This is a genomic window from Methylobacterium sp. OAE515 (genome assembly GCF_041806315.1).
GTDB lineage: Bacteria > Pseudomonadota > Alphaproteobacteria > Rhizobiales > Beijerinckiaceae > Methylobacterium > Methylobacterium tardum.
Window position 1 is genome coordinate 2,678,431 of record NZ_JBGMUV010000001.1, and the last position, 25,138, is coordinate 2,703,568.

The window sequence follows — 25,138 nt, forward strand, 5'->3', positions numbered from 1 at the left end:
CGGTCGTCCGTCCCAAAATCCGTGAGGCCGCAGCGGGGGCAAACGGCATTGTTCACGGGCTTCCCGCTCCCTGCACCCCCCGTGTGACCAACGAACGAACGGTCGTTCGTGATGACGTCACGGGCTTGGCTGGCGCGGGAGGGTTGAGGAAGCGTTAACAGGCCTGTGGCGGTGGCTACCGATGGCGGCCGCCATCGGCATGCGGTAATCCTATGGGGTCGCTACGGCTTCGGGGGTACGAAGCCGAACGGCAGGCGGGCCGAGCTCATGCCCCTCAACGCTCGGCCCGCGCCTTCAATCGCGTGGCTAGGCCTCGCGAGCCCGGCACCAGCGCACACATCCTGCGACCAAGATCCGCTCGGCCAAACGTGCCGGCGGCGTTCGGCCGGCCAGTTAGCGAAGCGTTACCATGCATTTAGCTGCTTGAGCGCGGCTGCAGCGGGCAATTGACGTCCGGCTAAAGCATTGGAGAATATGGATGCGCTCGTCAGAAATACATTCTGCGTGTACATGCCGCTTCTGACGCTACACGAAAGCACTTTGCCGCACTCAGGAGGGTTGCTAGCTCTGCTTATACATATAGATGACTGCTGTTCACTAACTGGAAGGAGAGATTAGTGACTGAACGTCATTTGTCTGTTGGCTCGCCGGATGATGCTGAACTTATAGCGCTCGGGAAGCAATTCGAGCCGTTGCACGCCGCGTATTGGGACGCGGTCGATCAAATGGAAGCGATGCACTCAAAGACCGGGCTTTACCCAGACGAGCCCGACACCGATCAGATGTTGGACGAGTTGCTGCCCTTATTGAGAGCTATCAGTGCCCTGCAGGCGCACACTGAGGCTGGCAAACGGGTGAAGCTACTAGCCTGGGCCCATTGCGAGAACGGCGCCTTCGAAGGCGTCGAGACGCGGCTTGAGAGCACGTCTCCCAATGAAGCCTTGATCGCCTCCATGTTCCTCGATCTCTGCCGAGAGCAGGGAATTATGCTTCGGGTCCGCCCGCTGGCTGAGCGCACGGTCCTGCGGCGAGGCTCACTTGCAAAGGGGTCCGCTTCTAAGATGGCTCCGGCGAGCCACTGACGGACCTTTTAGTAGAGGCTTCGTTAACTGCCTCGTCGCACCCTGACCCTGGTCGTTGAGGAGCGGCCGCACCGGGACGCGCCGGTGGAAGCGGCCCCGCGCAGCTGATGCGCGCGGGGCCGTCTGCACGTCGTGGAGATCAGGCGATGCGTGGATATCTGAAGACTGCCGGCGCTGCCGCCCTGGCTGCCCTCGTGCTGTGCGGCGCCCAGCCGGCGGCCCAAGCCCGCGACGGCATCGGCGTCGGCGGCGCTGTAGCCCTCGGCGCACTCGGCGGCGTCGTGGCCGGCAGCGCCATCGCCTCGGCGAACAGCGGCTACTATCCCGGCCGCCCGGTCTACGTCGCGCCGCCTCCCGCCTACGTCGAGGAAGTCTGCCACGTCGAGCGGCGCGGCTTCATCGACCCCTACGGCGTCGAGCACATCCGGCGCGTGCGCGTCTGCGAGTAAGGCGAGCTCGAGCGGTCGGCCGAAGCCCGCCGGTGGGAGATTTCCGAGAACCTGCACCGGGCCGACCTCACGACCCTGCAGCAGAACGAGCAGATCGCCGAGTGGATCCGGCTCACTGAGGCGTCGCCCGCAGATGAGAAAGTGGGGCAAGTTGCCCCGGTTTCTCATCTGCGGGCGCGGGCGTGAGGGTGGCGTTCGGGCCGCTACGCGCGAACTCGGGATCGAGCGCACCGAGGCCCGCCGCGCCCTGAAGATCGACGGCATAGCGCCGGCGGCGAAGGAAGCGGCCCGGGCTGCCGGCCTCGAGAACAACCAGAGCGCCTTGCTGAAGGTGGCGCAGGCCGAGCCTGAGCGCCAGGCGTTCGCTTTCTGTACCTAGTGTGCTCCCAGCGTGGCAGCCGACACCCGGCGCCTTCGCTATCGTGATGCGTCTCCTCGAGGCGCGCTCATGCTCATCCCCGTGCTCACCGTTTGTCGCTTTGTTATCGTCGGGCTGATGCTCGCGGGATTGGTGGTACTGGCGGACGGCATAGCCAGATCAGAGCTCGACCGGGCCGTGAACGCCTCTCAGGGCGGCGGCTCCCGTCTGATCGTGCACGTCGCAGGCGCCACGGATTGACGGGCCAGCCGTCGACCATGCGTGCTCTCTTGCTTATCCTAGCCCTGGCGAGTGCCGGGCCGGTCTCGGCCCTGGCGGCCGAGCCGGCCGACCTGCCTGCGCTCGAGCGGGCGTGGCATACATGTGTGCGCCAGGCCTACGACAGGCAGCCTGAACAGGGCAGCCGACCCAGCCGGGAACGCAACGCCTTGGATGAGTGCAAAGGCCAGGAGGACGCGTACGTTTACGCCCTGATGGCTACCCGTCCGGATGACGCCGACGCCCACATGGGCGGCTGGGCGCGGACCTGGGCGGCGTACGTGGCCTTCGTGGTCGATCCGGTGAAGGCCTGGATTGAGGCGCTGCGGCGTTGAGGCATTTCCGCTAGCAGGTGCTGAAGAGGGAGCAACGGCTACCACAGTCAGCAAACCTCGATGTAGGGTATGCCTTGTCAAAAGCCGCAACCGCCAGCCGTTACTCAGCTCGTTTACTGACCTTGTAATCCTGGCAGCCGGCGAGCAGTTCGCGATAAAACAGTCCTGAAACAGGAACAATGTAATGCCGGAAGCGCCCACTATTGCGGATCCTAACAAGCATATATATGACTTCTTGGAATACTATTGCTCAAGTGGAAACGATTTTGATTATGCCGTTCTCATAAAAGGCACATGGGGTTCAGGCAAAACGCATCTGATAGAACATTTTATCGAGAAGAGAGAGGAAGATCCTGAGCTTAAGACGCTCTATGTCAGCTTGTATGGCATGACAACAACCGCTCAAATTGACGAGGCGTTCTTCCGCCAATTGCATCCCATACTTTCCTCGAAAGGTATGAAGATTGCGGCTTCAATTACCAAGTCTATTTTGAAAACGGCCATCAAATTGGACCTTACCGGCGACGGTAAAGACGATGTAACGGTGAGTTCAGCGTTGCCAGATCTGGATTTTCAAAAATACTTTGCGAACCCTCATAAATGCTTACTTATATTCGACGACCTTGAGCGATGCAACATGCCTATAGGCAATGCCCTCGGTTACATAAACGCACTCGTCGAACATGAAGGACTGAAGACGATCATCATCGCAAACGAAGAACCTCTGATTGAAAAAGAGAGGTCGGCATATACAGAGATAAAAGAAAAACTGATTGGCCAAACGCTCGAGATTAAGTCCAGCGCTCCATTAGCAATAGACGAATTCATAGGCCAAATTAAAGATCATAAAACGCGTGAATTTCTGAAAGAGTATAAGATTTCGATACTAGAACTTCACTCACAGTCGTTGCGTGACAATCTACGCATCCTTAAACAGGCGCTCTGGGATTTTGAAAAAATTGGCCGCTGCCTTAACGAAAATCATTGGGCAAAGAAGGATGTAGTAGCCAAAATACTGCAATCTTTCATGGTGCTTTCCATGGAGTTCCGAAGCGGCAAACTTGATCACGATGATTTCAAGCTTTTCAGTATCAGTCCGGTCCTTCGTCAGATGAAGAGAAAGACAGAAGGATCGGCCGATAAGCTGGATCAACTTGAAAAGAAATATACTCCTGTAAGCATAACACAAGATGTCATTGACGTTGATATATTGGAGGATGTCTTAGTAAGCGGGTGGGTAGATCCGGACAATATCAGGAAGGATCTCGACAAAAGCTCCTACTACGCCGATCCAAAGGAAATGCTGCCATGGCAGATCGCTTGGCATGGTTTCAACAGAAGCGATGACGAATTTGAAGCTGTGGTGCCTGTAGTCGAGAAAGAGTTTGCCGACAGGAAATACGATGATAATGGCACCCTACTTCACGTATTTGGGTTGCGGCTTATGTTTTCTGAGATTGGAGCTATAAACGATCCGGCGAGCGAGGTCGTAAAGCAATGCAAAGCGTACATAGATGATCTAGCCACCAGCAATAGGATAGGCAATCGCATTGAAAACGACGTTGGTCTTGATTTTACCAGGGCTTATTTCGGTCTTGGGATAGCGAACGCCGGAACCAGTGAATTTCGAGAAATATATGAATACTACATGGAAGCAGCGCAGAAGGCCTACCTTGCTGCACTGCCCCGCTTAGCATCTAGTTTATTTAGCTTGATGCAAACCGACATGACTAAATTCTTCAGAGAGCTGTGTATCAATAATTTTGAGGCAAGCACCTATTATAACATACCGATCTTGAAAGAAATCGACGCATCAACTTTTGCCGATGGAATAATATCTCTTTCGCCCGAAAACCAAGTTACGGTTTTCAGCGCTTTTAAAGCTCGCTACGAAACTGGAGCACTTGACCGTGAGCTGAAGGATGAAAAGCCTTGGCTAGAAGAATTGTATAAGATTATGACTGAAAAGGCGTCTCATCTGAGGATTATGTCTAGGCATCGCCTTACCACCATGATGGATCAGTCACTCAAGCAATTTGTGCAAGCGTCCTGAACGCGATCCGATACGCCGCGCCGTGCTCATGCTCCTTGAGGACGAGGAATGGGGCGCGGGGGCGGATCGTGAGATTGCCCGGCGCTGTGCCGTTAGCAACGACTTCGTGTCTCGGCTGAGGGCTTCACTGTCATCGGATGACAGTGAGCCGGCCCCACGCACGTATCAGGACCGGCACGGCAACGTGACCCGCATGGACACGGCGCGGATCGGCCGGAAGGCGGCCGAGCCAGCGCCGAGCGCCGCCGCTGAGGCTGAGGCTGCCGCGTTGCCGCACGCACCCGAGGCACTGCCGACGCCCGCGCTTTTTGGGTTGACGTATACCCCACCTGTCGCTTCTGATGGCAAAAAGGGAATGCGAGCGGCCAAAAGGAGCTCGCGATGAAAAGAATAAGAGACGGCTACTCTGTTAGAGTTCGGATAATGCCGAATAACTATCGGCAGAGATTTCTGCTGAGACAATGGCAAGCCCTGGCCGATTGTACTGGCCGAGACGGCATTGTCGGTAAAAAAGGCGAAACCGTAGATAGGATACTGGCTCGCGGCTTCATGAGAGTGAGGTTCAAGTCTTTAAGGGCGGCAAAGAAATTCGTTGAGCTCCTGAACGAATTTTGGAGCGGCGTTGCATCTCCCGAACTCTGTAAATTCTATAGGTGGGCTTGATTTAGTTTGTTCGGGCCGGCCCCGCCTCGATCCGATCACGAGGCGGGGGCTTCCGATCTCACCAGCGTGTGAGCCGAGCCGATACGCAACGCGGCCCAGTAGCGTCGTACCTGGGATCCGTTGAGCGGCGGTTTCAGAGCGTCCAGCTGAGCTGTCCCACAGCGGGCGTCCGTGTCGCCGTTGCGCAATGTATCGACCATGATCATGCTGCTGAGCCGATTAGAGCGAGGCGGCAGCGATGAACCTGTTCCGGCTCGGAACCGCATTGGCGGTGGTGGGGGTCCTGCTAGTCGGCGGCTCTGTTGCATGGTGGCAGAAATTCTATGCCGAGGTAGCCGCTTTCGTTGGCGCTCAAGCTGACCCGCCGTTGCAGTGCCTATATTCGGTTGCCGGCCCATGTGGGCAGGTGATCGAACTGGCGGCCATGGTTGGTGCCAACCCGTATCGCCCTGGCCTCTTCTGGATCGGCGCCGTTGCCCTCGTCATCGGCGGTGTTCTGGAATTTGCAGCAAGGCCCTCTCGGCGCGCTGCGGATGCAGTTCAGCCTACAAGCGAGAGGTTGGTTGTCCCTGGTCCTGATGGCGTGAGCAGCGAGGAATGGGAGCGGTTTAAGGCTGCTGCGTTCCCGAAGGACAAGCCGTAATCAAGTTACTGGCCTGTCCGATCACGACGAAGCGTCGGGACCGGAACGCAGAGCCGACTGTCTGCCGCCATCTATGACCCGCGTGGCCTGTGGATAACTCGCCGCACCTCCTTGGCGTCGCCTCGTACGAGACTCAGCACAGGCAGGCAGCTGGAAAACGCCGCCATGCCCGAACCTGACCCGCCCAACCTGTTCGACGCCGCTGGCCTAGTGCTCGAGGAACATCGGCTCAAAAGTGAGCCGATCTCCCGGCGGAAGCGTCCCCGGAAGCCCAAGCCGCCAACGCCGGCCGAGCGCGCCGCGGCAGCTCGCCTTGAAGGCGGCCGCCGCTCGAGGGCCCCGTCGAGCCTCGGACAGCGCTCTCGTGTCAGCACGCCGCGCGACCTGAGCTCCGCGCCTGTGCTGGCCTTTCCGCTGTCAAGAAACGCCAGCGTATTGTCAGCTACCGTGGAGAGCTTGCCACACTTCTACGACGATGCGTTTGAGAAGAAGTGGGTGAAAATTGGCCGCAACGTAGAACGGCGTCTGATTAGGCGTGGTATCACCCCTGCAGACGCATTAAACTGCGCCCACGAGCTGCTCGACGCGGCTCTGGATGTACGTGCCACACAAGCCGAGAGCGAGAGGAAACGAGGATGACAGCTGCCCCAAAACGGGGCGCGGGCGACATACAAACAGAAGAAGGGCCCCGCCGGGTGCAACCGACGAAGGCCCTTAGCAAGTCCACTCGTGATGGTGGTCTACATAGCGTGCCCGCGCTTCGGAACCAACCCCGCAAGGCTCTCAACGTTAGGCAGACCAGGAACGTCTTCGGCTTCGGGAACATCCTCCTGAAGACCACGACGAGGGAGGATCATGCCGACCTCGCACGGCTGAAGGCTGCAGGCGCCAGGGCTGGCCACACTCTCAACCAGTTGAAGCAGCTGCTTCGCTACTGGGGGCTCAAGCATCCGCCTGTCGAATTGCAAGAGATGTGGCTCCGTATTGGGGTAGCACAATACGTCGCCATCGAGGCATCTCGGCAAAAGTGGACCTTAACGCTTCATGGGTGGATCAGGCTCTACATGCCCGAGATCTCTCGTACATGGTCGCTTAAGCGGATCGATGCCTTAGCCAGGAAAATGCGCCGGGAGGGTACGTGTTTCTCGCCCGAGCAGAAGGGCGCGATGGTAGGGGTCGACCGCGAAACGTACCTTGCTCTCGGCCTGAGCGACTTCTGGCCGGCCGGCATGACACCCGAACAGCGCGCACGAGATCAGCTGGACCACAAGGCCGCTTGGCAGCGGGCGGACAACTTGGCCAAGGGCAAGGTCAAGAAGCCTCATGCCTTGTCGCTCAAGCGAACCCAGCCGTGGAATGCCCTGGGCATCAGCGAGAGCACCTGGAAGCGGCGCCGGCGGAACGGCGAGCTCGAGGCCGGCACCTTCGAGTGATGGCTGTGTGGCCCTGATTTGTGGATCGTTCCCGAAGGTATAGAGGCATCCACATTTCCGGGCCACGTTGCCGCCTGACATAGACGTTGCAGACGTTCATCTCGTCCTGGCTCAGGCGGGTCGGCAGGGCGGCCAGCGCCCCCCGGGCGCGTGAAGGCCGTTCTGTCGAGCCCGCCCCTGCCGCATGAGGCACGGGTAGCGCCAACGCCTGCCCCGGGTTCTGATTTCCAAACGACCCGGGCCGTGCATCTCCCCCGCGCACGAGCACATGCGAGGCCGGGCCTGCGCTCTCGCTCACGCTGCCGGGGGCAGACGCGAGCGCGCAGCCCCTCGCTGGCGTGCCTATTCAGAGCCGACGGCCGCGTCAGCCTGGCATCACGTCCGGTACGTGAGGCCGGGCATCCTGGAACGCCACGCCGACCCGTTCAGCTTGGCGCCAAACGACCCTCACGGGCGAGGGCGCGGGCTCAAGGCCGAGCACCAAGTCGAAGTACCTTGGCACTGTCGTGCCCGCCGGGAACGCGAGACAGGCGCCGACAGGCGAGAAGTTCAGGGCCATGCATCCCACGTCGTGCTCAGACCCAGCGAAGGCGGCACGGCCTGAAACAGCAGTGTCAGCACGAAGCTTCCAGCGACGCTCATGCATCCGATTACTCTCTACATGTGCGATCTATGTAGGGAATAATACACAATCGCAGTGAATGGTTCGAAACGAGCTCGGCCATTCTTCGTTAATCATGAACGCGCACCCTTCTGCCACAAAGCGCGAGCCCTCGAGCCGCAGCTCGCCGGCGACGTCGCAGGCCGGCTAGAGGGAGCATGAGAGAGCCGTCGCGCTCGACCTTAAAGCACAGCCCGGCTCGATCCTTCGTCTTCGACGCCTCTGCCCCTAATGCTCGGCGCCCTTGATCTTGAAATCTCAGCCCTATTCGGTCATGTCTTGGTTCAAGAGATCGTGTTGCTTTGACCGACCACGTGGAGCGCAGCCGCGGTGCGTTCCTTCGCCTGCCTCTCTCGACGGGCAGGCCGTGTTCGCCGGCGGGATGCCGGGCAGCGCGAGCTTGAAGCCCCGCCCAGCTGCAAGCTGGCGGGGCTTTCTACATCCGCCACTCCCCTCAGCGCCGCAACTTGGCGCGCTTCCGGCTCCGCTTGCTCATATTGTCAGAGCTGGTGTCTGGATCTGGGGAGGCGAGCCAAGCCAGGATGCGGCCGGCGTAGGTTGCTTCCAGTTCGGCAGGCGACGGCGAGGCAGCCAGTAGAGCTTGCAGCTCCCGGCGCAGACTGTCCTCATTAGGTTCGGGCATGTGCGCTCCGGCAATTACGACGAACGCCGCCGGAGGTGCTCGGTTCGAGCTTGGCCTTGAACGCGCGGCCACAGGGGCAGGCGCACAGCTCAGGGCTCACGCCTCGCCCGCAGCCACGGCCAGGCGCTTGCCCCCTCGAGCGCCCACACGCCCCTGCCTCGAGGGGCAGGGCTGAGGCGCGCAGGCCTGGACAGGCCCTCGCCTCGCAAGGCCCGCAAATTTGGTCGCTGGCGGGCACGGGCTCGCCGACTTCCCTCCGGCTCACGCCCACGGCCTCGGCACCTGCCAGCGCCCCACTCAGGGGTTCGGGCATGCCTTGCGGCACGGCAGGAGGGGGGAGGGGAGTGCTTCAGGAGCCCCGTCCAGCGAAAAATGGTCCGGGCTGCATGTGCAACCCTTGTAACCCGCATTTTTCACCGGACCTCAAACGCGCTTTCATTTCAGTCTGAAAACGCAAAATCTGGTGCTAACCACCTGATGTACTTGAGCCTGATGTGCTAATCTGGCTCCGTCATTCGATGCGCCGGCCCGCACCATTGCTCGAGCCTGCCATTTTGCTCGAGCAGCTGCCGTGGCGGACTTATCCACATCGCCGAACCGACACCTGAGGGCCAATTCCCTTCGACCGCTTGTCGAGGCCGTCGCCGCCGAAGCCGAGGCCGACCGGAATCATCATCGGACCCGGAAACGCACGCGCGGCGACTGCTCTAAGGGCTTCTTTGATGATCCCGACAGGTTCGCGCTCGCGGCCATGGTAGCGATGGGGCTCGCCGGCGAGACGTCGCCCATTCAGTTTGGCGGCCTCCGCTCCGGCTGGTCCTCGGCACGGCATGCGGCAGCGCTGTTCGCGCCCGGGCGTGGCCAGCGCGTCAGGTACGCTCATCGCCTCGCAGGCGACGCGATCATCGCTCGTGCCGACTTCGCCGCCGGGCCAGAGCGGCACGAGACAGCAGCCCGCAGGCTGGCTCGGAAGCATCGGGCGCTCGAGGGGCTGCCGGCGACGTGGGTACACCTCTCGGGCTGCCTACTCGCCATGCTGAACTCGCCGGCGCCGAGCGGGGCCCGAGCCTATGCTCGAGGCCTCCTCGACCGCCTTGGCTGGCGCAATCTCTCGCCCCTGGTCTGGATCCGGCTCGGGCAATTGCTATCGCGAAGCGAAATCAACCACTTGGCGGAACTTTTCGCCAATGACGAGCCGTGATCCGTCGCCGATGATCGTGCCAGTTCGCAACCGACCGCAGGCGACCGGCTCGAGGCATGAAAATCACCCCCGCTCCCGTCCTCAACACCCTCAATGACACTCGAGCTCGGCTTGGCCTCGGCAAGACCAAGGTGCGCGAGCTCGTCAACTCGCACGCCCTTGAGGCCGTGAAGGTCGGGCGGCGGACGCTCGTGACCGAGGCCAGCATCGAGCGCCTCGTGGACCGCTTGCCCCGGATCCGCCCATGACCTCCCTGCCGCATATCGCCAGCCTAGTCCTGAACCGGCCGCTCGCGATCCTGCCTTCGAAGCTCGAGACGATTGCCGCGGTGCTCGGCGGGCGGATCGGGCTCGAGGTCTCGGGGCTGACGCCCGAGGCATCCCGCTTCGTCGGCAGCCACGTCGACCGCGAGGCGCCGGGCTCGCAGGGCAGCCTTCCCTATCGCCGTACGGCGGCTGGCACGGCGATCATTCCCGTGATCGGCAGCACCGTGAACAGAGGCGCCTGGATCGGCGCCAGCAGCGGCCTCGTGTCGTACGAGGGGCTCAAGTTCCAGCTCGCCCACGCGTCGCAGGACGACCGCACCCGGGCCGTGCTGCTCGATTTCGAATGCCCGGGAGGAGAGGCCGTCGGCGCATTCGAGGCGGCCGCCGTCGTTCGGGGTCTCGCGACGCTGAAGCCCGTGGTGGCCGTCGTGAATGGGCTGTGTGCCAGCGCGGCGTACGCAATGGCCTCGGGGGCGACCCGCATCGTTACGACGCCCTCGGGCATCTCGGGATCCATCGGCGTGGTGATGCTGCACACAGACGTGTCTGGCGCCCTGGCGAAGGCGGGGGTCAAGCCGACCCTGATCTATGCCGGCGCGCATAAGGTCGACGGCCATCCGTACGGTCCGCTTCCAGCCAGCGTGAGGGCGGACCTGCGCGCCGAGATCGACAGCTTCTACGCGACCTTTGTCGATTGCGTCGCTGCGGGCCGGAAAAACCTCTCGGCCGAGGCAATCCGCGGGACCCAGGCGAGGACCTTCATGGGCGCGGCGGCCGTCGACGCCGGCCTGGCCGATGAGGTCGGCTCGTTTGAAGGCGCCCTTGTAGACCTCGAGGCTGGCCGCATCTGCCTCACCACCCCTCAGGGCAGCCCCACGGCCACGCGCGCCGCTGGCCATGCGTCAGTTGTGAGCAGCGCAACCAGGAACGACATGGTCACAAAGCTCAACGCCGAGCTGCTCAAAACTCGCCCTGATGCCGTGATTCCCACCTCCGTACGCGCACCTGAGCGGAACCCTGCCGGCATGGCGGCACGCATGAACGCCACGCTCCCCGCTCACGCTTTCATCCCGGGAAAATCTCGATGATCCGCGCCCTCAAGACCCTGTTTGGGCTCGCTCAGCGCGAAGATGCGACTTCAAGCGAGCTCTTGCCCTCGCTGCCAGCAGCCGAGGCCGAGCTCGCCGCCGCCCGCGAGGCACATGCCGGCGCCGAGGCTGCCTACCGCGCCGGGCTCCTGACGGCCGATGAAAAGGGCCTTCAACAGCTCGACGGAGCTCGTCGCGAGGCCGGCATGCGTGTCGAGCGTGCCGAGGCTCTGGTCGAGACCCTGCGCGAGCGCCTGGCCGACGCCCGGGACCGTGAGGCCGAGGCCGAGCGGGTTGCCGTGTATCAAGCCGCCCGCGCACAGGCCGATGATGCGCGCAAGGCGCTCATCGAATTCTACCCGGCTCTGGCCGAGGATATCGTGAAGCTCATGGAGCTCGTGGCGCGCGCTGAGGTCGAGGTCGAGGCCGCGAATGCCGACCTTCCGCGCGGGGCTGAGCCGCTCGCCGCGGTCGAACATCCTGCCAGGGACGTTCCGGCTGAGGCCGATGATGTTCTCTCGGAAGTCGAGGTCAGGAGGTGGGTCGCAGTCGGCAACACCAAGCCAGGCACGTTCGAGCAGGCCAACGTCTACAAGACAGGCCCGGGTCGGGGCGTGATCAGGATTGAGGGCGTGCCGGTAAACGAGTGTACGCAATGCGAGATGCGCACTTTCACAGAGCGGCGCTTCCGGCGGGGCTCGGGGCACAGGCCTGCTTATCGCCTTGCCGAGAAGATCTCGCTCCCGGGCTTCCTGGCAAGCGACCCGTACATTTGGCGGCCCATGAGCAGCCTCCCGAAGCCGGGCGAGATCATCCGCCAGGTGGAAGCGCTCCGCTACTCGCAGCCTGAGCCCGCATCCTCGGCTTCAGGCGCCGTCATCACGCAGCTCATCCCGGCACCCGGGGCCGAGCGCGTGCAAGCGCTCGAGCCCCCGCCGCCGACCCGGTCGTATCGGGGGCCGTACGCCGACGCGCCCGAGAGCGAGGCGCGGGCCTGAAATTGTCGGGCGCCAGGCGCGCCCGGCCTGATCTACGCGGGGGCCCATGACGGCGCCGCGGCCCGCCGGAAAACGGGAAGCTCGCCTCCGCACCCGCGATGAGTTCGGCGGCCAAGGCGAGCGTGGCCGCATCCATTCCACGAGGGGATCATGAAAGGCGACCATCACTCTGCTCGGCCGCGCGACGGTAGACGGGGATTTCTCCGAGCTCTGGACCGGCTCGGTCGAGGTCGGCGACGGCACCGTGAGCGTCATGCCGGTCGTGCCGGCCGCAGCTGCGGGCCACGAGCTGATCGTGTCGGTTCTGTCGATGGCTGGGTCCGTCAACTTCGCCTCGTTCACCGTGATCCCGGCCGAGCCGGCGGACGAGCCCGATGCTGCGCCAGCGGCTCCGCGCCTCGAGCGCACAACCGCCGTCTACGCTACCCAGGGCGCGCAGGCACGCCGCGCGCCATTCAAGGGCAAGATCGTGGCCTTGTGTGCGGTCGGTACGCCGCAGCCGGTCGCCTGATCTGAGCTCGCTTTCGCCATGCCCTTAGCTCGCCGACGCGCGGCAGGCCGGGCCGGCTTCAAGCCGGATCCGGCCGAGAACCCGCATGAGATCCGGATCGTGCCGCCGCCGGTTGATCCGAACGCGGCGCCCGTGAAGCGGCCGCCGAGCTCACGGAACATAGCCAGGCTTCGGGCGAAGGCCGAGGCTGCGCCCGAGACGTCGAGGCCGCCTGCGCGCTAACGCGTTTCGTACAGCCCGGTCTGCGCTCGTCGCCCGGAAGGTTGTTTGCGGTCGACGTCGGCGCCCTTGCGATCCGCGGCACGGCAGGCGGGCTCGGCACGAGCGAGCGCATGGTGCGCACGCTTGCCCCGCTCGCCGCCGGCGGGCGGCATCCTGCAGCTGCTCTGGCGGCCGCAGGAGGCTGGTAGGACGACGTGGCGCTTCGTGAAGCTCTATCTGGCCTTGGGCCGAAGCTGACCGACCTCGGGCTTCGGATTGACCGAAGGAAGTCCGGCTCCCGGATAGCAAGGGCTTGAGCAGATAATTCAGCATTATGACGACTTTTGATCCTTTTACCTATTTCGAAATTTCGATATTTTTTCTCACTCTACACGAGTATCAAATACCTCTGGCGGTGCTCCAAAATCGGTATTATTTAGAGAATTTCGGGTCATCAAGAACAAACAAACACATACAATCAAAGCTGCCGCCAATCTGAAATAATCATCTTGAACAAAGTCCATCGGTAGAAACCTTGCTGCAGCACATATTACAACGATCACGCCAGATAAGGACATATTCCAAAACTGAACTTTGACATTAAAGTTTTTCTTTTTTTCAAGGCGAGTTATGTTTGCATGCAGTGCGAGCGCTAGTATCCCAAGCAACATGACGCGCAAAAATAGAACAGGCGCATCTACATCTCCCTTTTCGGATATTGCCTCGAAAATATAATATTGAAGCAATCCAGCAAGAAAAATAGCATATAGCTCAAACGTCTCCAGGCGAGATCTGGAATAAGACACGGCTCCGCAAGCATACGTCTGGAATACTCGAGCGACAATCAAAAAACATACTATGAAATAAACGAAATTTGCGAAAATCTCCGATCTAAATTTCAAACTTCCAAGATCAGATATGAGCGAACTTTTAGCCATTTTGTCTGCTAAGTGTGTGAATGCTAGCCCTTGTATGACTCCGAGAAGCCCGAATATTAGAGCTATAACGTGCTCTCTACCAAGCTCGGCCTGCTTTTTGTCTTCTTCAGTCTGCGGCATTTCACTATCTTCTGCGGTTAACGAGCATAGTGATGTTTAGATAGCGTTCCGATGAGCTTTTGTAGTACACCCTTCAATAAAATTGCTGCGTGCATACCACCCCGACCGATTCTCGTTAGCTCACGACATCTTGGGTTGCCCGCCGCTTCTCGGCAGCCTTTGCCTGCCTGCTGGTCGCGAGGCTGCAGAATCGAGCACGTTCTTTCGGAAGCCTGAGCCAGCCGCTCGCCGTTCATGCGAGCGAAGCGGCTGGCTCAGGTGCCTACAGTTCGCGTCGCAGGTGGGTTTGTACGATTCTGAGCTGTCAGGCGCCTGTTTCCAGCTTGTGGATGGCTTGGGGAAGGCCCTCTGATATTCCTGGTAGCCGTGGCGTTCGCAGTTGTGCCCCCTATGCTGCCGAAGCCGGCATGGCTCGCTCGGGGCAAGCGTAGGCGCAGCCAGGCGGCCCATTCGCGGCTGGCGATCCGGACGACGTTCGTATCATTGCGAGAGCGCGAGAGGCGCCGTTCCTCAACAGTCACGAGGCCGAGCGTGCGCGCCTGGCGCAAGGCGCGCTTGGCAACGGTCAGGCACACGCCGGCGATGGCTGCCACGTGGCCGAGGGCGAGCGTGCACGTGCCCCGCTTCCCGACCTCGAGGGCGACGACGGCCAGTACGGCCTGCTCACCCCCCGTGAAGGCGGCTGCGAGTGCCGGGGGCAGATAGCCGGCCGCGGCCATGCGACGGCGCCGAGCCAGGCTGTCGGGTGTTCGAGGGCGTGAGCCTATGCGGTGATGCGAGCGGGCAGGCGGCGCTCCCTCCCCTCGAGGTGGAGGGGCGACCGCCGGGACGAGCTGCGCCGCGACGGCCGCGAGAGGCTGCGCCTTCGCGGAGGCCGCCCGAGCCGCGCCGCGCCGAGCATTCAGCAGCCCATCGAGCTGCTCGGCTTGCTGGTCCGTAAGGCCGCCGGCATCATAGGCCTTCCAAACGGCGCTGACGACAGAGCTCAGCCGGTCGGGTGCCGCGGCCTGAACGGCCTGCAGCATTTGGTCAAACACCATCCTTCACGGTCCCTCATCGGGCCGCGCTCCAGGGTTCGGGCAAAGCTTACCCGTTGCCGGAAATTGCATTTCCGGCTTGACGCCAAGGTGGGCGTTATGGCTTTTGGTGGGCTGTGATCTGGGCCCTCAAAAGCTTCAGGTTTAGACGGCCTCGCTCTGCCAGGAGCGGGGCCGTTGCTTTGTCAGGATCTCGGTTCCGCGGCGGCAATACCTCGGTTATTGGGTACAAGCTGCAGGCGTATGCGTAGACCGGTGAGGTAGCAACTCCCACCGCACGGTATTTTTCTAGCTTTATCGGAGCCGAACACTCCGAATTCTGGCGCGGGCTCGCGTGGACCATCATACGATGGCAGCCGTTGGAGTATTGGTCGGCTCAGCTGACAGCGGTGTATTTCGCTGCGGCTAGCTTCTTCAGGCTGCTGCCGCTTCTTCAGTCGAAGCTCTGGGCCCGGCAACCGCCGCTGCTCGAGCGCGCTCCCACGCCTCGATTTTAGGAAGTGAGTAGAATTTTCGGCGATTGATTACGAGCGGAGCCGGAAAGGGGAGAATGGCCTCTCTCTCCCAGCGCCATAGGGTCATGGCGCTTACGCCATACCTCTCGAGCACTCGCTTCGTCGGAAGGTAATTGCCCGTCGCGTCCACTTATTCGCTCCCGTTAATATCGTGAGAGCTTGCGTAGCTTAGATATCAAATCGCGCGTGAGGCCAATTCCAATACTAATTCCGCCGCAGCTTTGACCATAGACAAAGCCCGGGAGGTTCACCTGCACGTATTATCCAGGCGCCACTGCGAAGCGGCTATCCGAAGCGTCGCACTGGAAGGTTGTTCTAGACCAATTGCTTCGTGCGCGATGCCTAGATATCGCTCCAAGGGGCCGCCAGGCGAATAGGATAAGCCACCAGTGACGTCAAAATAGATCGAGAATAGTGTCGGCCACAGATATTGAGTTTTGATGCTCTGGTTTGCGCTAGTCGCCTCTGGAAGCCCGTAAAGCGCTCTCAGCGCCGTTTCGTCTTGAATAACTGCTCTCGCACGTCGTGCTATACCAGATAATAGCCTGTGTAGTTCTTCCTTATTTTCCGGCTCTCTGTCGGCCCCATCGAAGTCGAGCAAATAAAGTGCTGGGGCTGACAGATCTATAGCCGCAAGCAAAGACTCAGCATGGGTTCTGACGTTTACCATTTCGGTTCGAGCAGTCTGCACGTCAGGCGTTCTGTTTCGTTGCTCTACCCGGAGCCGGAAGTAGCTCGCCGCCCCTTCAATTCTACGAACAACGCTATTGAGTACTGGCTCAGAGGCTATTTTTAAATCACGCCGAAGCTGTTGCAGCTGCGTTTCTGACAGCGATATAGGCGTCCAGTTATCGGACATCAACTTTTGACCTTGCTGAAACGGACAGGTCAGAGAGATGTTTTGCCCAGACATCGAGGGCTTGGCGCCGTTCATTAGCAAAATCATGCCTCTGGTAGACACCCACGATGCCTCCGAAGGTGCCAGAGGTGTGATTGAGGATCTTCTCGACAACGTGGATGCCGACGCCGAGCCGCGCGCAACCGCTAGCAAAAGTCCTACGAAGGTCGTGAAGGCGCCAGGGCTCGAGAACCTGGCCGTCCGGCATCTTGCCTGCAGCCAGAGACGATAGACGCTCGGTTGCTTTCGAAACGCCCGAGAACGGCGTCGTGCCGGTAGTGGTGAAAAGGAAGCGCGCCGGCTGCCCGATGCGGGGAAGGGCGCTGAGGATCGAGACCGCCTGCTCGGACAGGGCGACCGCATGCGACCGGTCATTCTTGGCGCGCTGGCGGGGTATCGTCCACATGCCGCCTTCGAGGTCGAATTCCCGCCACTCGGCCTCAAGGACCTCGGCTCGGCGCTGACCCGTCAAAATGAGCAGCTGCACGGAATGGCCGAACGGGTAGCCGATTTCAGCGGCCGCCAACCAGACCGCCCGCAGCTCGGCGTCAGTCAAGACGCGATCCCGGGCCACCTCGGGCGAGGGCGGCCTGAGCGTAGCCATAGGCGAGGTCTCAAGGATGCCCCGCTCGACCGCCCAACCGAACAGCTTCCGCATGGCAGCGAATTGGCGATTGGCCTGAACCGGCGCGCCGCGCTCGACCATGGCGTCAATCACGTTGAGTACATCGCGCCGGCCTATTGAGCGCACGTCTCGGTCCTGTCACGGGGCAAGATCGCCGCGGCTGAGAAGCCGCTCGGCTTCCGGCCAGCTGCGATTGCGCGGCTTGGCGTAGCGCTGGATGAAGTCGGCCACCACGGCACCGAACGTGAGGCGGGTGGCGGCGGCCTGCTCCCGCAGGACCGCCGTCCGTTCGCCGGCAGGGTCACGGCCCTCGGATACTGCCTGCAGAGCTGTACGCGCCCGCTCTCGGGCATCTGCGAGGCCCAGGCGAGGGTAGGGGCCAAGGGTAAGCTTGCGGGTCTTTCCATCCGCCCGATACCGCACGGCCCAGCTTTTGGCGCCGGATGGCTGCACGACCAGGTAGAAGCCCGGCAACGTGCTATCAGGAATTTCGAGACGCCTGCCGGGATCCGGCTTTTGCAGCTCGACGGCTCGGGTGGTGAAGGCCGACATCTAGGCTCTCTTGAGCCCGAGGATACGCCGGCGACACCATCAGTTGGCCCGCTTTGGGTAGCCTGGGGGTAACATGGATGGCCTGTTAAGGGCCGTTACCCCGTGTTATTATCGGAGAGGTGCAAACCGCGTCAACGCGCAGCGGTGCATGGTCTTTTGACGCCTGAGATGTTCTGATGTGAGAGCCTACGAGATGGCCCTAAAAACGGCTCTTAATCAGCGGGTCCTAGGTTCGAACCCTAGTGCGCCCACCAAGACTTAGCCTTGCCGGATTGCAGGTCCGGAAAGCCCATCTCAGGCAGGGCAACCCGGTAAACAACTTCCCGGTACGCAGCCATCAGCGTGACTGCGTGGTTTGCCCGCGGAGGATGCGGCGCGAGGCCTGTCCGTCCCCGAACCCGGCGCTGCACCTGTTCCGGCTGGTCGTCTTCCGGCGGCTCGCGGTCCAGGACGGGAAATCCGGGCGGGGTTCATCAAGCAGGAAGGACGCGACCCGCTCGCCGAGATCGGCGCCAGCAAGCGAGGTGTAGGGTGCCCATCCGGTGATGCTCGGTCCTCTCGGCCTCGCACCGCAAACTATCAGGCTGGGATGCCCACTGCTTGCCCTGCTGGTTCCGATAGACGGTCGGCGGCTCCAGCAGGATCCGCAGGGCCTCGACACCGCGGGCAGGCCGACGACTACCATCAGGCCCCGCAGTGACCGCCGCGCAGGATTCCGCGATCAGGCTGCACCGCGAACAGCTCGGCAGCGTTTCAGCCAAGCCGACGCGCCTCGACGGTGAGCTTCAGTAACCCCAGCGCGACCGCCCGTCTCGCCGCTTCTTTTGCAGGCGGGACGTACCGGCAAGGCGAGGCGTGCTCAGACCGGCGCTCGACCTGGTCGCGCCAGAAGGCAATGGCGGGCGGGGATTCGAATATTTCGGCGAGGTACGGTTGAATGGTTGCCGACCCGCCAATCGTCCGCTCGGCGCCGGCCCGATGACCACAGGCGGGGCAGCGTTCGATCTCATCAGCGCGAGGCAAGCTGATACGTAGCCCGGCTCAGCGGCAGGATGACCGGCGACGTTTCCACGCCATTTCGGGCCGGCGCATGGCGCGTCCCAGCTCGGGGCTCCAGGCATGAAAAGCCCCGCGCGTCTGTGCTGGCAGGGCTGGAGGTCATTTCGGGGAACCTCAGGGGCGGCCAGGGCGAAATATCCGAATTCATATCAAGCACCTGATATAGATGTGATCGCGTCGCCTCACCTTCATCATTGCCGGCAGAAACTCCGAAATATAGGAGACCTGAAACGGGGAAAATGTGCACGCGATGTCAGATTTGGCCCAGCATACTAACGCCGAAACGGTTTTACCAACGACCGATAAAGATGTCATAGCTTCAATTGACCGCAATCAGAATTTTCAAGGGATCAGGAACAAGTACACGGTCGACAATCCTGGTATTTCTGCCGAAAAATACCTGAATTATGAATTATATATACCAGTCTATTTCAATGATATGATCCGGCTTGAGCTCAATGAAGGATCGAGGCTGAGAATTTTAGATCTCGGAACGGGATTCGGTTATTATCCCTATATTTGCTCAGCTTTCGGTCACGACGCAGAGGCAATAGATATTGATACACTGCAACTTTACAATGAAGTTACGTTGGCCCTGGGCGTGAAACGAACTGTATGTCGTATCAATGCTTTCGAACCGCTGGCCCTAAACCATGGGCGTTTTGACTTGATCATGGCCTTTGCTACGTGCTTCAACAACAACTCAAGCCCCAACCTGTGGGGGCAACAAGAATGGTATTTTTTCCTCAATGATCTGGTTCAAAAAAACCTATGTGAGGATGGGAGGCTGTTTTTTCGTATAAATCCCGAGCCCGATGGCGGGATGGGCTCGACGGGAGTCGAGCAGATGATGAATGCTCTTGGCGCTCAAGTCGCAGGTATCGACGTATATTTTCGGTCAGCGCGCGCACTCGCCATCGCTCTGGAAGAATTTAAACCTCAATGAACAGGGCATCGCTCGCGCGATAGCCGAAACTTTATCGCCGGGCGCCGGGGGAACACCGAAGCCGATCGACATCGCGCGTTTCGTCCACGAGAACAGTTGGCATTACTACTGGGATGCCAGCATATGGCGGGACCGCACACGTAGAGCGCTGGCTCGACGGATTTGGTTGGCAGGTTCGGAATACCGGACTGTCATGGAGCGGGCGGGCGAAGCATTCCCCTCGCCCGATATCCAAGAGAACCTGCGCCTGCTTGTCCGCGCCGCAGATGGGGATAGCCCGCCCTATCTCGAATGCGGGCACCGCGCCCTTGCCGCAGGGGCCATCGCCGAGAGCATCGGGATTCCGGTGCGGCATGTCACTCTGTACTCAGACTGGCCCAAAGCTTCCATCGTCACCCACCATCTTCTTGAGATGAAAGGCGAGCATGGATGGGAGATGCACGATCCTGACTACGGTTTCTGTTTCAGGATGCAGTCAGGGCACATCGCATCAGCAGAGGCACTCATGACGACCAACGTCTCTGTGGCTGAGTACGTCTGGCGGCCACGGATTCGGATGGCGCGGCATATAGCCTTCCTTGTCAAAGCCGGCTTTTTCTCTGCGGTTTCGACCCGTGATCATGATGCTTCCGACACTCTGTTCATCAGCGAGAGCAAAATAGCGCAAGCCACGTTCGTGCATGAGGGCCGCGAACTGGCGTTCGACGACTACTGGCAGTCGGCTCTCAGCTACTCCACCAACAAAGACGTGATCTTCACGGGCAAGCCGGTCGCGATCAAGGGCGCCAAGGTCAGTGTCAACACCGACTGGACGCGAAAAGCCCGCCGAGCAGCCGCCCGGCGGGGCTGAGAAGCCTGGGACGAGTCGCCGGATCGTCCAAGGTCACAGTCCGGGACGCACGAAAGAATTGCCTCGGCCGGAGCCGGGCGGTTCGAAGTGGGATTTCGCTGAGGATCAGAGGTCGGTCTACGCGCGGGTGGACTGAGGGTTCCGGCACTGGGCGGAGCCTTGGGCGCGGTCTGGTTGCCGACGACGGTCTCGGCCATACGCGCGGCCCGCGCATCGGATGGCCTCAAGACCGACGGCCTCGCGGTCAGGAGCGTTTCGCAGCAGGCGTTACAATGGCCGTCTACCCTGGATAGTTGGCGAACAGCCGAGTTTCGCCTTATAGGCCGCGGAGCTTTCAGAGGATCGAGACACCGCGCCATGCACCCGTCATTCATTCGGCATCTCGTCTGCCCGACGGATCATTCAGAGCTGGAGTTGCTGAACGCTACCTTTGAAGGCGAGCTTGTACGTTCCGGCGAGCTCAGGAGCGCATCGGGCAAGATCTATCCGATCCGCGAATTCATTCCACGCTTTACTGATGACGGGTACGCCAACAATTTCTGAGTCGAATGGGAGAAGCATCCTGATATTCTGCATCAATTAAGTTCCAACATGACGATGTACAGAACGCGTTTCAACAACGAAACGAGATGGCCTCAAAATCTTGAAAACGAATTGGTGCTTGAAGCGGGTTGCGGCCCAGGTGCACTGACTCCATTCCCGATCGAGCGCGGAGCGACTGTAATCTCGCTGGATCTTTCCTCTAGCGTCGATCAAGCACGTCAAATCGTTAAAGAAGGGCCGCGCAATTTATTTGTCCAGGCGAGCATGTTTGCCATGCCGTTCAAGCCCGGGACGTTCGATCGCTGCTACTGCTTCGGAGTGATTCAGCATACGCCCGACCCTGCGCAGGCCTTTGCCGAACTAGTCAAGGTTCTCCGTCCGGGTGGGCATCTGGCCGCGGACAGCTACATCCGGCCTGACCCGAAGCTAGGCGGCGGTCATAAGCTCATCCGCGCCAAGTACCGCTTCAGACGTTTGGGCCTTAATCGCCTACCTCCACGCCTTCTTCACTCAATCATCAGAGCCTATGTGGCAGCTATTTTCCCAATTCATAGAAAGGTGTCGGCGCAGCCCGCTCGGGTAGAGATGCTTCGGTCCTTCATGCTGGACGATTACAGCGCGCGCCTTACCGGCATGGATAAACACCGGCACAAAGAATTTGCCGTGCTGGACATCTTCGATTTCCTATCGCCAGCCTACGATTTCCCGCAATCGGTAGATGAATTCAAAGATCTATTCGCAAAACACGGCTTAACGGATATTGACGTGCATCCGGGGTACAACGGCATCGAAGGCCGAGGCCGCAAGGCGTGAGAGCCGCAGATCTTTCGAGGCATTGACCGCGTATCTGCGGAGGTCTGAAGGCCTAAAGCACCGGATCCTTAGCCACAAGCCGTCGGCCAGGGCGCAAAAAAGTGGCCGCCTCGGCCGGAGCCGCGCGGTTCAAGGCAGGTGTCGCCTTGGGGATTATCGGGAAGACGCTCGGGAGTGAGCGCGACTCCGGTCGTCCCCTGGCGGCTCTATGGACGTCCAGCGCATCGACGCGCTTCCGGATCTGCCGGAGCCCGCCGCGGAGCCTGAGCGTGTCTCCGAGCACTCGCCTCACGTCGTCCACTTGGTGCTGCTCGTCCATGGATCGCTCGTCACTGGCCCGCCATATCTCCGCGCGCATCGTTTGAGTCCTTGTCGCGCTGCTCCGCCTGACCCTGACGTTCGTCTCAGCATTCGGCGGCGATCTTCGGACCATTCTCGAACTCGGCGCCCGAGATCGTCAGCCCAGCGCGATGCTTGATGTCGTCGCGCATGTCGTTCTGCTTGTCCTATATCGGCCAGTAGACGCGGCCGCCGACCGCCAGCATGAAGGACAGCATAACGCTGAGCGCCAGCCAGAGGATCTTGGGGCGATCGGCGAACCGGCCGGCAAGGCTCTCGATCTCCGACGAGAGGTCAGGGTCGATCACCAAGATCCCGGCCGACAGCCGCAGCCCCAATCGTTCGTACGAAGTTGCCAAGTCGGTGACGCTCTTCCCCAGCGTCGAGGCTGGGTTGTCGATGGCGTCCAGACTGGTGCCCCACGAGTCCGGTGTGTGAAGCGGCGAGCGTTGCATCGCGGCAACCATCCGCCCGTCCAGCGGGGGTAGAACGGGACGCGGGGTGCAGGATGATTTCAGCGATGAGCAAAGCGAACGCGAAGGCGGCCGCGCAGACCGCCACGATCAGGCCGCGCGAGCGGGCGGCCGACATCTACGACCCCCATTTTCCCATCCGCCCTCCCGCGTCCGGACGGGCGACTTTCGATCGGACCGGCAGGGAGACCTACGATCCTCATTTCTCAGGGCAGCGCCGCGCGTAAGTGTCGCCAATCCGGAACTTCGTCTGCTTTCGCGACATAGAAACGTCGACGAGCGGAGGTTCTTATGTCGGAGATCGGGATCTCGCAGAATGACGACGGCCTCTGGACTGTGTCCGTTCCGGGCTTGATCGTCACCGACCTGACAAAAGAGGCGGCTGAGGCGTTTGTGGCGGTCTACCGGCGCGTTGGCGGCGCGGGCTGAAGCGTCCGCGTCATCCCCCGTCATGCGGTTGCAGCCGCGCGCTGCCGACGACGATCCGGACGTTCCGCCGAAGACCTGCGATCCTTGAGCCAGAGGTCCGTGAACAGCGGCGCGATGATGGCGGTTCGACGGAGGTTCTTGACCTCCGGGCCATCGACCGGGCAGGGGTGATCGGTCACCCTGGTGCTGGTCCAACGGTCCCCCGTTCGCGTATTGTGCGCGTTCGGCGTAGCCGTCGCGGCGGCGCCAGCGTGGGACGGGTGTCTCGGGCAAGAAGCGGAATGACTGCCACTGCTCTCGCCGTAATGATTGCCGGCGTTCTGGGCGCCTTCGGCACCATCGTGTTCGCGGTCGATTGGGTGCCGGGCTCCGTCGTCGGGCTGGCGAACCTGCCCAGCAAGCGCGTGATCGGCCTGTGGCTCTACAACGGCGTGCTGTGCCTCGCCCTGGCCGCCTGGCTTGTATGCACGTTCTTCTGCACCGTTGACGGTTACGATGACATCCCGGCCGTGCGCGACAGCTACTGCCGGCCACACATCGCCACGCGTGCGTGACCCGATAGGTAGGACGCCGTGAGCCGACCGCATCAGATCAGGCCGACGATCGGCCTTCGGCACCCGTGCCAAGGCAGGCTGACCCAGGCTCCCGAAAACACTGCGCCTGCATGAATTCGGATGGGCGCTGCGGGCAAAGCCGCAGACCGGTCATCCGCGGCGCGCTCCTGAGCAGGACCGATCGACGACGCCGTGCGCGGCACTCGGAGCCGCGCGTGCGGCTGCCGATCAGCCGGCGGGAGCGGGCGCCACCGCCTCGGGCAGATCGAACAGCAGGCAGGTCGTGCTGGCGGTCGCGACGAGGCGGCCAGACGAGTCGCTGAGGCGACCTTCGGCTACGGCCTGGCGACGGCCGCCGTGGACGACCTGTCCGACCGCGGTCAGGACACCGGACCTCTCGTTGGCCGCACGCAGGAAGTTCATCTTGAACTCGAGCGTCGTGTAGCCGCGGCCGACCGGCAGCGTGGAATGCACGGCACAGCCCATGACGCTGTCGAGGAGCGTGGCCAGGGAGCCACCGTGTACGGAGCCCAGCGGGTTGAAGAGGTACTCCGCGGCCGGCATCCGCATGCTTGCCGTACCCGGATCAACCGACACGATTTCGATACCGAGCAACTGGATCGCGGGCGGAGGTGGGATTTCTCCGGCCAACAGCGAACGCAGGAAGTCGAGCCCCGCAACATTGTGCCCCGCCGCAGCGATCACATGGGGATCAACCCACTCAACGGTTCTCCGCCGTGCAAAGGCAGGCGACTTCGAAGACGCTTCGTCGGTCATCGGTGGACCTCTTGGGATTGCCGGGGAGCAGCCCGAGAAGACACGACCTACGAGCGGCGGCGCCGATCCGCAGGATCGAATTTTAATTTCGTTCATAATCTATAATGGTGCAGCATACAAGCTCATTTGCGTTGTGCAGGCAGGGTCTCCGGACGATCCGCCTGACGCTCGAGCCCATGCGTCTCAGGATGCCACGGAGGCCTGGGCTGCCTCCAGAAGCTCCTGCGCCAACGCTTCGTCATCGACGGCGCGCGCGAGGACGACGGCGCCGACGAGCGTGGACATCGTCGCGAGAGAGCGTTGCCGACGCCGCTCCTTCGATGCCTTCGGCATCAAACCGGCGATGGTGGACGCCAGTCGCTCGACGCCTTGCGTGAACCGGTGCCGGACGAGGCTGCCCGAGAGCTCACGGGAAACGTCGTTCGCAAGCGCCGCCAGCGGACATCCCTTGCCCGGCGTCCGGACATGGCCGAGAGAGAGGTAGTTCGCGACCATGGTGTCCGTGCCCCCCCGGTCTTCGGTGAGCGCCGCATCGAACGCCTCGGCCGCCAGAGCATCCTTGTTGGCGAACTGGCCGTAGAAGCCGCCATGGGTCAGCCCGGCGGCAGCCATGATGTCCACCACCCCGATACCGTGGAGACCGCGCTCACGGAAAAGGGCTGCGGCGACTTCGACGACGCGCTGCCGGTTGATCCTGGCCTGTTCCTGCGAAACTCTCGGCATGGCCTGATCCCTCGACGTTCCTGCCACCCATATAGATGCGCGCTGTCATCTAAAGAAGGGGCATCCGAGCAGCTCTAGGCGGA

The 25,138-nt window shown here is 61.4% G+C and carries 27 protein-coding genes; 20 read left to right on the forward strand and 7 right to left on the reverse strand.

The window, feature by feature from the left end; genetic code table 11:
- Nucleotides 1-617: 617 nt before the first annotated feature.
- From ABIE45_RS13050 to ABIE45_RS13090, 9 genes are all read left to right on the forward strand, one after another.
- A complete protein-coding gene (locus ABIE45_RS13050) occupies nt 618-1,082 on the forward strand; it encodes a hypothetical protein (RefSeq protein ID WP_192707100.1) in 465 nt (154 codons plus the stop codon).
- Nucleotides 1,083-1,228: 146 nt separating this feature from the next.
- Nucleotides 1,229-1,531 (forward strand): hypothetical protein, encoded by a 303-nt coding sequence (locus tag ABIE45_RS13055; RefSeq protein WP_192707101.1) that lies wholly within the window; start codon nt 1,229-1,231, stop codon nt 1,529-1,531.
- A gap of 151 nt (nt 1,532-1,682) precedes the next feature.
- Nucleotides 1,683-1,910 (forward strand): hypothetical protein, encoded by a 228-nt coding sequence (locus tag ABIE45_RS13060; protein WP_192707102.1) that lies wholly within the window; start codon nt 1,683-1,685, stop codon nt 1,908-1,910.
- A gap of 69 nt (nt 1,911-1,979) precedes the next feature.
- Nucleotides 1,980-2,150: a hypothetical protein gene (locus ABIE45_RS13065; protein WP_192707103.1), complete on the forward strand. Its 171-nt coding sequence runs from the start codon at nt 1,980-1,982 to the stop codon at nt 2,148-2,150.
- A gap of 17 nt (nt 2,151-2,167) precedes the next feature.
- The gene (locus tag ABIE45_RS13070; RefSeq protein ID WP_192707104.1) at nt 2,168-2,503 is read left to right on the forward strand and encodes a hypothetical protein; all 336 of its coding nucleotides are present in this window, start codon (nt 2,168-2,170) and stop codon (nt 2,501-2,503) included.
- A gap of 184 nt (nt 2,504-2,687) precedes the next feature.
- A complete protein-coding gene (locus ABIE45_RS13075; protein ID WP_192707105.1) occupies nt 2,688-4,556 on the forward strand; it encodes a P-loop NTPase fold protein in 1,869 nt (622 codons plus the stop codon).
- 901 nt (nt 4,557-5,457) lie between these two features.
- Complete coding sequence (locus tag ABIE45_RS13080) at nt 5,458-5,862, forward strand: hypothetical protein (RefSeq protein WP_192707106.1); 405 nt, start codon at nt 5,458-5,460, stop codon at nt 5,860-5,862.
- Nucleotides 5,863-6,027: 165 nt separating this feature from the next.
- Nucleotides 6,028-6,501 (forward strand): hypothetical protein, encoded by a 474-nt coding sequence (locus tag ABIE45_RS13085; RefSeq protein ID WP_192707107.1) that lies wholly within the window; start codon nt 6,028-6,030, stop codon nt 6,499-6,501.
- Nucleotides 6,498-7,295, forward strand: coding sequence for a hypothetical protein (locus ABIE45_RS13090; RefSeq protein ID WP_192707108.1), 798 nt, complete (start codon nt 6,498-6,500; stop codon nt 7,293-7,295). Before ABIE45_RS13085 ends, ABIE45_RS13090 begins: the two co-directional genes overlap by 4 nt.
- Before the next feature lie 364 nt (nt 7,296-7,659).
- Here the strand turns inward: ABIE45_RS13090 and ABIE45_RS13095 are convergent, their stop codons facing one another.
- On the reverse strand, nt 7,660-7,941 hold the full coding sequence (locus tag ABIE45_RS13095) for a PilZ domain-containing protein (RefSeq protein ID WP_192707109.1): 282 nt from the start codon (nt 7,939-7,941) through the stop codon (nt 7,660-7,662).
- Between the two features lie 1,229 nt (nt 7,942-9,170).
- Between ABIE45_RS13095 and ABIE45_RS13100 the strand changes: the two genes are divergently transcribed.
- The 5 genes from ABIE45_RS13100 (at nt 9,171) to ABIE45_RS13120 (ending at nt 12,663) form a co-directional block, all read left to right on the forward strand.
- Entirely contained in the window at nt 9,171-9,800 is a 630-nt protein-coding gene (locus ABIE45_RS13100; protein ID WP_192707110.1) for a hypothetical protein, read from the forward strand.
- Nucleotides 9,801-9,856: 56 nt separating this feature from the next.
- Complete coding sequence (locus ABIE45_RS13105) at nt 9,857-10,048, forward strand: helix-turn-helix domain-containing protein (RefSeq protein ID WP_192707111.1); 192 nt, start codon at nt 9,857-9,859, stop codon at nt 10,046-10,048.
- A complete protein-coding gene (locus ABIE45_RS13110; protein ID WP_192707112.1) occupies nt 10,045-11,154 on the forward strand; it encodes a S49 family peptidase in 1,110 nt (369 codons plus the stop codon). Before ABIE45_RS13105 ends, ABIE45_RS13110 begins: the two co-directional genes overlap by 4 nt.
- Entirely contained in the window at nt 11,151-12,152 is a 1,002-nt protein-coding gene (locus ABIE45_RS13115) for a hypothetical protein (RefSeq protein WP_192707113.1), read from the forward strand. Before ABIE45_RS13110 ends, ABIE45_RS13115 begins: the two co-directional genes overlap by 4 nt.
- Nucleotides 12,153-12,396: 244 nt before the next feature.
- Nucleotides 12,397-12,663, forward strand: coding sequence for a hypothetical protein (locus ABIE45_RS13120; RefSeq protein WP_373622331.1), 267 nt, complete (start codon nt 12,397-12,399; stop codon nt 12,661-12,663).
- Nucleotides 12,664-13,247: 584 nt separating this feature from the next.
- On the opposite strand, the gene ABIE45_RS13125 is transcribed toward ABIE45_RS13120, so the two are convergent.
- The 3 genes from ABIE45_RS13125 to ABIE45_RS13135 form a co-directional block, all read right to left on the reverse strand.
- Nucleotides 13,248-13,922 carry a hypothetical protein gene (locus tag ABIE45_RS13125; protein WP_192707115.1) on the reverse strand — a complete coding sequence of 225 codons (675 nt, stop codon included), beginning with the start codon at nt 13,920-13,922 and terminating at the stop codon, nt 13,248-13,250.
- A 2,400-nt stretch (nt 13,923-16,322) separates the two neighbouring features.
- Nucleotides 16,323-17,090, reverse strand: coding sequence for a site-specific integrase (locus ABIE45_RS13130; RefSeq protein ID WP_192707116.1), 768 nt, complete (start codon nt 17,088-17,090; stop codon nt 16,323-16,325).
- A 45-nt stretch (nt 17,091-17,135) separates the two neighbouring features.
- A complete protein-coding gene (locus tag ABIE45_RS13135; protein WP_192707117.1) occupies nt 17,136-17,549 on the reverse strand; it encodes an Arm DNA-binding domain-containing protein in 414 nt (137 codons plus the stop codon).
- A 1,309-nt stretch (nt 17,550-18,858) separates the two neighbouring features.
- On the opposite strand from ABIE45_RS13135, the gene ABIE45_RS13140 reads away from it, so the two are divergent.
- The 4 genes from ABIE45_RS13140 to ABIE45_RS13155 all read left to right on the forward strand — a co-directional run bounded on the left by ABIE45_RS13140 (nt 18,859) and on the right by ABIE45_RS13155 (nt 21,760).
- Entirely contained in the window at nt 18,859-19,554 is a 696-nt protein-coding gene (locus ABIE45_RS13140; RefSeq protein ID WP_192707118.1) for a hypothetical protein, read from the forward strand.
- A complete protein-coding gene (locus ABIE45_RS13145; protein WP_192707119.1) occupies nt 19,463-20,404 on the forward strand; it encodes a hypothetical protein in 942 nt (313 codons plus the stop codon). Before ABIE45_RS13140 ends, ABIE45_RS13145 begins: the two co-directional genes overlap by 92 nt.
- A gap of 357 nt (nt 20,405-20,761) precedes the next feature.
- Nucleotides 20,762-20,947: a hypothetical protein gene (locus ABIE45_RS13150; protein ID WP_192707120.1), complete on the forward strand. Its 186-nt coding sequence runs from the start codon at nt 20,762-20,764 to the stop codon at nt 20,945-20,947.
- A gap of 48 nt (nt 20,948-20,995) precedes the next feature.
- Entirely contained in the window at nt 20,996-21,760 is a 765-nt protein-coding gene (locus ABIE45_RS13155; protein ID WP_192707121.1) for a class I SAM-dependent methyltransferase, read from the forward strand.
- A gap of 506 nt (nt 21,761-22,266) precedes the next feature.
- Here ABIE45_RS13155 and ABIE45_RS13160 read toward each other — a convergent pair.
- Nucleotides 22,267-22,566: a hypothetical protein gene (locus ABIE45_RS13160; RefSeq protein ID WP_192707122.1), complete on the reverse strand. Its 300-nt coding sequence runs from the start codon at nt 22,564-22,566 to the stop codon at nt 22,267-22,269.
- A gap of 297 nt (nt 22,567-22,863) precedes the next feature.
- Between ABIE45_RS13160 and ABIE45_RS13165 the strand changes: the two genes are divergently transcribed.
- Both ABIE45_RS13165 and ABIE45_RS13170 read left to right on the forward strand, forming a co-directional pair.
- Nucleotides 22,864-23,001, forward strand: a complete 138-nt coding sequence (locus ABIE45_RS13165) for a hypothetical protein (protein WP_192707123.1) — start codon at nt 22,864-22,866, stop codon at nt 22,999-23,001.
- 281 nt (nt 23,002-23,282) lie between these two features.
- The gene (locus tag ABIE45_RS13170; protein ID WP_192707124.1) at nt 23,283-23,555 is read left to right on the forward strand and encodes a hypothetical protein; all 273 of its coding nucleotides are present in this window, start codon (nt 23,283-23,285) and stop codon (nt 23,553-23,555) included.
- 228 nt (nt 23,556-23,783) lie between these two features.
- Here ABIE45_RS13170 and ABIE45_RS13175 read toward each other — a convergent pair whose 3' ends face one another.
- Nucleotides 23,784-24,332, reverse strand: a complete 549-nt coding sequence (locus ABIE45_RS13175; RefSeq protein ID WP_192707125.1) for a PaaI family thioesterase — start codon at nt 24,330-24,332, stop codon at nt 23,784-23,786.
- Nucleotides 24,333-24,515: 183 nt separating this feature from the next.
- Nucleotides 24,516-25,055 (reverse strand): TetR family transcriptional regulator, encoded by a 540-nt coding sequence (locus tag ABIE45_RS13180; protein ID WP_192707126.1) that lies wholly within the window; start codon nt 25,053-25,055, stop codon nt 24,516-24,518.
- Nucleotides 25,056-25,138 lie beyond the last annotated feature (83 nt).

What these genes read in the sequence shown, in the direction of transcription:
- ABIE45_RS13115 (WP_192707113.1), top strand. Translation starts at nt 11,151, where the DNA reads ATGATCCGCGCCCTCAAGACCCTGTTTGGGCTCGCTCAGCGCGAAGAT.
- ABIE45_RS13160 (WP_192707122.1), bottom strand. Translation starts at nt 22,566, where the DNA reads ATGGTTGCCGCGATGCAACGCTCGCCGCTTCACACACCGGACTCGTGG.
- ABIE45_RS13140 (WP_192707118.1), top strand. Translation starts at nt 18,859, where the DNA reads ATGTCAGATTTGGCCCAGCATACTAACGCCGAAACGGTTTTACCAACG.
- ABIE45_RS13175 (WP_192707125.1), bottom strand. Translation starts at nt 24,332, where the DNA reads ATGACCGACGAAGCGTCTTCGAAGTCGCCTGCCTTTGCACGGCGGAGA.
- ABIE45_RS13125 (WP_192707115.1), bottom strand. Translation starts at nt 13,922, where the DNA reads ATGCCGCAGACTGAAGAAGACAAAAAGCAGGCCGAGCTTGGTAGAGAG.
- ABIE45_RS13110 (WP_192707112.1), top strand. Translation starts at nt 10,045, where the DNA reads ATGACCTCCCTGCCGCATATCGCCAGCCTAGTCCTGAACCGGCCGCTC.
- ABIE45_RS13065 (WP_192707103.1), top strand. Translation starts at nt 1,980, where the DNA reads ATGCTCATCCCCGTGCTCACCGTTTGTCGCTTTGTTATCGTCGGGCTG.
- ABIE45_RS13155 (WP_192707121.1), top strand. Translation starts at nt 20,996, where the DNA reads ATGACGATGTACAGAACGCGTTTCAACAACGAAACGAGATGGCCTCAA.
- ABIE45_RS13150 (WP_192707120.1), top strand. Translation starts at nt 20,762, where the DNA reads ATGCACCCGTCATTCATTCGGCATCTCGTCTGCCCGACGGATCATTCA.
- ABIE45_RS13055 (WP_192707101.1), top strand. Translation starts at nt 1,229, where the DNA reads ATGCGTGGATATCTGAAGACTGCCGGCGCTGCCGCCCTGGCTGCCCTC.
- ABIE45_RS13090 (WP_192707108.1), top strand. Translation starts at nt 6,498, where the DNA reads ATGACAGCTGCCCCAAAACGGGGCGCGGGCGACATACAAACAGAAGAA.
- ABIE45_RS13075 (WP_192707105.1), top strand. Translation starts at nt 2,688, where the DNA reads ATGCCGGAAGCGCCCACTATTGCGGATCCTAACAAGCATATATATGAC.
- ABIE45_RS13145 (WP_192707119.1), top strand. Translation starts at nt 19,463, where the DNA reads ATGCTCTTGGCGCTCAAGTCGCAGGTATCGACGTATATTTTCGGTCAG.
- ABIE45_RS13070 (WP_192707104.1), top strand. Translation starts at nt 2,168, where the DNA reads ATGCGTGCTCTCTTGCTTATCCTAGCCCTGGCGAGTGCCGGGCCGGTC.
- ABIE45_RS13095 (WP_192707109.1), bottom strand. Translation starts at nt 7,941, where the DNA reads ATGCATGAGCGTCGCTGGAAGCTTCGTGCTGACACTGCTGTTTCAGGC.
- ABIE45_RS13170 (WP_192707124.1), top strand. Translation starts at nt 23,283, where the DNA reads ATGACTGCCACTGCTCTCGCCGTAATGATTGCCGGCGTTCTGGGCGCC.
- ABIE45_RS13165 (WP_192707123.1), top strand. Translation starts at nt 22,864, where the DNA reads ATGTCGGAGATCGGGATCTCGCAGAATGACGACGGCCTCTGGACTGTG.
- ABIE45_RS13135 (WP_192707117.1), bottom strand. Translation starts at nt 17,549, where the DNA reads ATGTCGGCCTTCACCACCCGAGCCGTCGAGCTGCAAAAGCCGGATCCC.
- ABIE45_RS13105 (WP_192707111.1), top strand. Translation starts at nt 9,857, where the DNA reads ATGAAAATCACCCCCGCTCCCGTCCTCAACACCCTCAATGACACTCGA.
- ABIE45_RS13080 (WP_192707106.1), top strand. Translation starts at nt 5,458, where the DNA reads ATGAACCTGTTCCGGCTCGGAACCGCATTGGCGGTGGTGGGGGTCCTG.
- ABIE45_RS13085 (WP_192707107.1), top strand. Translation starts at nt 6,028, where the DNA reads ATGCCCGAACCTGACCCGCCCAACCTGTTCGACGCCGCTGGCCTAGTG.
- ABIE45_RS13180 (WP_192707126.1), bottom strand. Translation starts at nt 25,055, where the DNA reads ATGCCGAGAGTTTCGCAGGAACAGGCCAGGATCAACCGGCAGCGCGTC.